The 5,937-nt window shown below is 32.4% G+C and carries 3 protein-coding genes; all 3 read right to left on the minus strand.

Features of this window, described 5'->3' with window-relative positions; all coding sequences use genetic code 11:
* A partial coding sequence (locus Z053_RS31870; protein ID WP_206539227.1) for a hypothetical protein occupies positions 1–185 on the minus strand: 185 nt, incomplete at its 3' end.
* Complete coding sequence (locus tag Z053_RS0127105) at positions 178–1,395, minus strand: leucine-rich repeat domain-containing protein (protein WP_152538410.1); 1,218 nt, start codon at positions 1,393–1,395, stop codon at positions 178–180. The genes Z053_RS0127105 and Z053_RS31870, both read right to left, overlap by 8 nt.
* A 310-nt stretch (positions 1,396–1,705) precedes the next feature.
* Complete coding sequence (locus Z053_RS0127110; RefSeq protein WP_025668116.1) at positions 1,706–5,689, minus strand: reprolysin-like metallopeptidase; 3,984 nt, start codon at positions 5,687–5,689, stop codon at positions 1,706–1,708.
* Between the last annotated feature and the right edge of the window lie 248 nt (positions 5,690–5,937).

Genomic DNA, 5,937 nt, shown 5'->3' on the forward strand with positions numbered 1-5,937 from the left:
GTAACGTTTACCAGAAATAAGTGGCATGATTTTAATACCGTTGTACGGTTATTTCTAAAGGAAAAGGTAGATGATTGATGGTAACTCATTCTTGGAAATTCATTAAAAAGATTTAAAATTAATTTTTGAATTGGATTATAATTGTTTTGCGGGTTAGATACAGTTGCAATGAAATACTTAATCACATACACTTTTAAATTGAGTATCAGAATCTTTTGTCCAATCGGCAATATAAGATGCCGAAGGAGTATCTACTTGCACACATAATGTTGATGCATTATTTTCTATGCGTACATTTTTTTCTAAATTGGCAGTAGCTCCATTTTTAAGATTTAAAAAAGTCAATTTGTTATTTGAAACATTTAATCTTTCTAACTCTGGATTATTACTTAGATCTAAACGAGTTAAAAGGTTCTGATAACAATCAAGGTTTTTTAATTTTATATTATTACTAAGGTCAATTTCTTCTATATTGTTATCGTTGGTTAATGCGAATACACCATAGCCAATATTTAATTTTTCTAAAAACACATTTTTAGTCACATCTATAGTCTTGAGTCTATTACTGCCGCATGACAAAACTTTTAGTTTTGTATTTTTACTTATATCTAGTGATATAAGTTTGTTTGTATTAATCGACAATTCTTCTAAATTAATACAAGAGCTAATGTCTATAGTCTCTATTTTGTTTACAGGTAATGATAATACTTTTAGCTTAGGATTGTTACTAACATTAATAGTTTCGATAGCGATAGTAAAAGGAGAATGAAATTCTTCTAGTACTATATTATTACTCAGATCTACTTCTTTTAACGTATTAGATTGTATACCAAACCATTTTAGGTTAGTAAAATTTTCAATTCCCGCAATATCTGTTATTTCTTCTGATATTCCGACTAAATTTATCTTTTCAATTTCTTTGGCTTCCTTAAATGAAATTTCACTATCATTATTTATATCTATAATGGGATCATCTTGCTTTACGAGTGCTTTTTTAAAATTTTCATCAGAAAAATGAATCTTATCATCACTATTTTTAATAATGATTTTAATAGTAGCTTCTTTACTAACCTGTTCATTCATTACTAATAATGAGGCAGTAAGTTTGGGGTATACTTTAGAATCAAATAAAGAAGCATTTTTTACAGTTAGTTTTCCTGTTGGGTCAATAATAACGGCTCCTTCAGGCTTTTCATCTATGAGTGTAAACAACAATTTTCCTCGGTTGGTTGTAGCCTCTATAATACCTATTTCATCATTTTCTTCTGGGGTTTCGGTAATAGTAGTTGTAAAATCTTTAATAGTAATGATAATTGGTATTGAATTATCATCGTTACTACAGGATACAACCAAAACGCATATGAAAACTATTATAAATGATTTTATGTTTTCCATTTCTTTATCTTTAGAATGTTTTTTTAATCTTTTATTTCAGGCCTTACTTCGGTATGGATACTAAAATTAATAATTGAGAAGATTAAGACTAAATGGATTGATTGGATTTAATGATTATGGACCGATGATTTTCATTTTTTAATGTTAATAAACAACAAAATTTAGGGTGTGTTATGAAAATGATTTATTTGTTGTAGATAGTATTTTTTATATATTAAAAAATAAATTAGATTATAAAATAACCGTTAAAGCTAGTTAAGCATTAACGGTTATTAAATTTTTTGTTGATTCAGAGATAAGCTAATATGTCTTAATTAATGATTAAGGATTGATTAAATGTTTTTCCTTTATCATCTTGTAGTTTAACGATGTACATTCCATTTTCTATACCAGTAAGTGATATCGTTTTGGTATCGGGTAAAGGTGTAGTAGATCGCACTTCTCTACCTGCTATATCATATACCGCATATGAGACTATATGTTGTGATGACACAACGGTAACGTGATTACTATCTTCAACAGGGTTAGGGATGATAGTAATGGTGCTAACATTACTTTTTAATGCAGCAGGAAGTGGTGTAGCAGTAGTAGAATTACTAGGCTCTGATTCTCCTCCTTCCGTATTTATAGCAGTTACGTAAAATGTATACTCGGTATTAGGATTTAGATCTTGTATAAAAGCAAAGGTAAATCTTGTTCTTTGCACCAATACATCATTTTGATATATGTTATATCTAACATTACTTGAAGGAGACCTATCCCATTCCAAAGATATTTCTAAGCTTTCTGGAGTACTTATTAAATTGCTAGGAGGTTCTGGTCTAGCAATAGGAGCACTAGTTGTAACCTCTACAATATTGCTAGGCTCTGATTCATCACCAATACTATTAGTAGCGGTTATATAAAAGAAATAGGTAGTATTGGGTTCGAGATTTTCTATAAGAGCAAATTCACTTGCTCCTCCTACAACTGAGACAAATTCAAGCTCACCTGCAGAAATACCTTGATAGATTCTATATTGATGAGGGGGAGTGTCAGGTTTATCCCATGCCAAAGCTACTGATCGATCAGTTTTAGAATCTTCTTTTAGATTTGTAGGAGATTCTGGTTTTTTAGGTCCTATAGTAAATTTTGTAGATGAAGAAGGCCCATTAAATGCTGCTTCGCTTACGATTACTTCTTCAGTTTCAAGATTAGTCAATGTATATGATCCAGGAGTATAAAACCCATCCTTACCAGTATCATATAAAACAAAGGTATATTCACCAGGGATTAAACAATTATAAATATACAGGCTAGTCAATGGTCCTTGTCCATCGTAGCTCGATCCACTTGCAATAACAATATCTTCATTGTCTATAATTTCCCATTTGATCTCTTCAGAATATGCATCATATAACATATGTAGGGCTACTTCTTCACATGTTTCTGGTTCAGGATTAGAAACAATAAAGCGAACATCATCTATGGCAATATCACTTAAATTGGTTTCGCCAATTACTCCTTTAAATCTAAATCGCACTTGTTTACCTCGATATTCACCATTTTGAATATAATCATTAAGGAGTATAGTTTCTTCTTTCCAAGAATTTCCTTGATCCCCAGATTTTTGCCAGATATCAAGCCAGCTTATTCCATTATCGTCACTTAGCTGTAGTGTAAGCGATCCCATCCCAGAACCAAACATATGATATTGAAAAGAAAACTCAGGATCTAAGGAGTTAGCGGTTATATAAAAACATTTTGAGTATAGATATGCAGTTTTGTTTGTAGTTATGTTAAATGAACGAAGTTCGGCAAAAGTTGATCCTTCTGCAGGTTCTTTGGGGCCAGTTAGGTCAGATGTAGATGTTCTTTCTACCCTCCAGTTAAAGACTCTTCCAAATTCTGTTCTATCATTGAGCCTGGAGTTCGTCCATTTATCAAAGCGATTAGAAAACCCAGAAAACCCATCAATAAATGGAAAACCTTCATTAAGAAAACCGCTATTAGAAGTAGAAGAAATCACTCCTCCTATACATTGTGATCCATCCGTAACTGAAGAAGGTGATGTAGTGACTGTTATCGTGTTACTAGGATCAGATTTAATCTCCTCATCTCCAATAATAGCTTTTATATAAAAAGAATAGGTTTCATCTGATTCTAAATCAGGGACATTATAGGTAAGCCCTATAGGAACACGAACTATTGTATCAATAGGTTCGTCATTTTGAAAAACCTCATATTTTACTTGAGTATTAGTTATTGCAGTAAGATTCATTTTCCAGGCAAGCTCAACAGTAGTAGTAAAGCGATTATATATTTTTAAATCTCTTGGGGCACCAATTTCTTCTAGTGATCCTATTTCAAAATTTTCTGAGAGAGCATAAAAAATGTTATCACTGCCTTTTACCATAACTCTAGCAATTTTTGAGAAGTTTAAATCTTCAGGTACTGTAAATGTATATGAACCATTATTTGGTACTCCTGTAGCTAGTTCTTTAAAGAAAAACTGCTCTATAAAACCTTTATTAGCAATCAAAATATCTACAGTAGCAGCGTTTATTGCATTGCCATTAGTATTAGCAACATCCCAGGTAATGGTTTGTTCTGTACCCGTTGGCCATGTAGTGGTGTTAGTGGGTTGCGTTACTTTAAAAGGACCAGCCTGATCAGTAACGGTTATTTTCATACTGTCTCCATTATTGGATTGCCCATCTTTTACGGTACATCTAAAATTTAATTGACCACTCTTATTAGGGAGTTTTTCCCACTTCTGATGGAGAGGATCAAATAAGCTAGGAAAATTTCTGGTATTAACCTCATTTTTAGGAAGGAGGGACCTAAAAAGAGGTCCATATACAGAATTGTCTGGGATAAAATCTTCAGCATCTATTTGCTCCCAGCAATAAGATAAAGCATCTCCTTCGGCATCAGTAGCAGTAGCCGTTAATACAAAAGGTGTTCCTTTAGGGATGATATAGTCTGGTCCAGCATCAACTATTGGGGGGGTATTGTTCGTATCTGCAATAATTCCACGGCAGTTTTCTGGATTGGTAATATTCTCTCTCATTTGGTGTATAGAATACGCATGAAAATATGTTCCAGGTGATGCCTGTACGATTTGATTTTTAGGAACATCAGTGGCTAAATTGTATCCCATGATAGTAGAACCACTACCAGGTTCCATCTGTGCTCCCGTAGACTCTCCATTTAGAGATATTTCTTCTCTATATGAAAATGTGTGATTTGCACCCAATTGATGAGCAAGTTCATGAGAAACAATATTTATATCAAAAAGTTCTCCTACAGGTTCAATTATACAAGAAAAACCTTTAGCCTTACTTCCTTGCTGGCAAAGTGATTTGATTTCACCAAAACTGAGTCTTTGTAGGGGACCTGTTCTTTTAGAAAACAGGTGTCCAATATCATAATTATCAGAGCCTATGTTAGTATCTATAACATTTTGTATTTGGTTTTCAAAAATATCAAAATCATCTAGTTGGTTATAAGGATCGTCAATTTCTGTATATACAATTTCCTCATTATCCACTAGCATAAACTGAACTCCAACTTCTTGTTTATAAAGCGCATTTACTGTAGTGATTGTAGCATTTATAGCCGCTATGGCTCTTTCTTTAATTTTTTCTTCTTCTGTTTCTTCCTCTTTATGAAATTGAGTATACTCATAGGTTGCAGAAACCGCAAGACGATAGGTTCTTAATTTACCATCATCATTATTTTGTAGATCAGTAGCAGATTTTTGATGATTCGTTATATGTATAGGACTTTCTTCATGCTCATGCCTGTGCCCAAAATTTTGAGAAACGGCTATGTTTTTCATATCGTTAGACACAGTGTAGGTGCTGTTTTTCTCAGATAGTATTTCTATAAATACAGAGGAACCGTGACCTAAACGTATACTTTGTACTCCTTTTGGAGAGATACTAAAACTAATTACTCCTGCTGTCGTAGTACTATATCCCTTATACGATTTAATATTAGGATATTTGGCAGCAAATTCAGGTTCCATAATGGGGTTTTCGTAGATGTTGTAATTTTCTAGAGTGCCATCTGCATTAGGAAAAGGAATAATAACATTAGAAACTACTCCTTTTTTTTGTAAAGAAGCTTTGCTAAGCGCCTTGTACATAGTTTCTTGATCAAGGGTAAAGACCGTTTTGGTAGGTAGATCGGTCTGGTTGGTAAAAATACCAAGGTTTTTTTGTGAGTCGACTCTCTGCCATAGTTGGTCTTGAGAGAACCCTAAACTTATTATGCATAAACATAATAAGACTGATAATTGTGTTTTCATAGTATATAGATTTAAGTGAATTGATCAAAAACTCCAAATTTTTGAAGTTGTAATTAAATATCGTGATATACTAGTATAAATACACAATTGATTGCTTTGAAAAAACATTGATATCCAGAGAATTAAATGATTTTTATGTCATAAACATTTAAATCAGTTTTTGGTATAAAAATCAAAAACTATTGCGTGAGTTTATAATAATAGATTAATGAAGTAGAAGAGTTATAAAAAATCAAAAACTCTGATCT

This window comes from Aquimarina megaterium XH134 (assembly GCF_000520975.1).
GTDB lineage: Bacteria > Bacteroidota > Bacteroidia > Flavobacteriales > Flavobacteriaceae > Aquimarina > Aquimarina megaterium.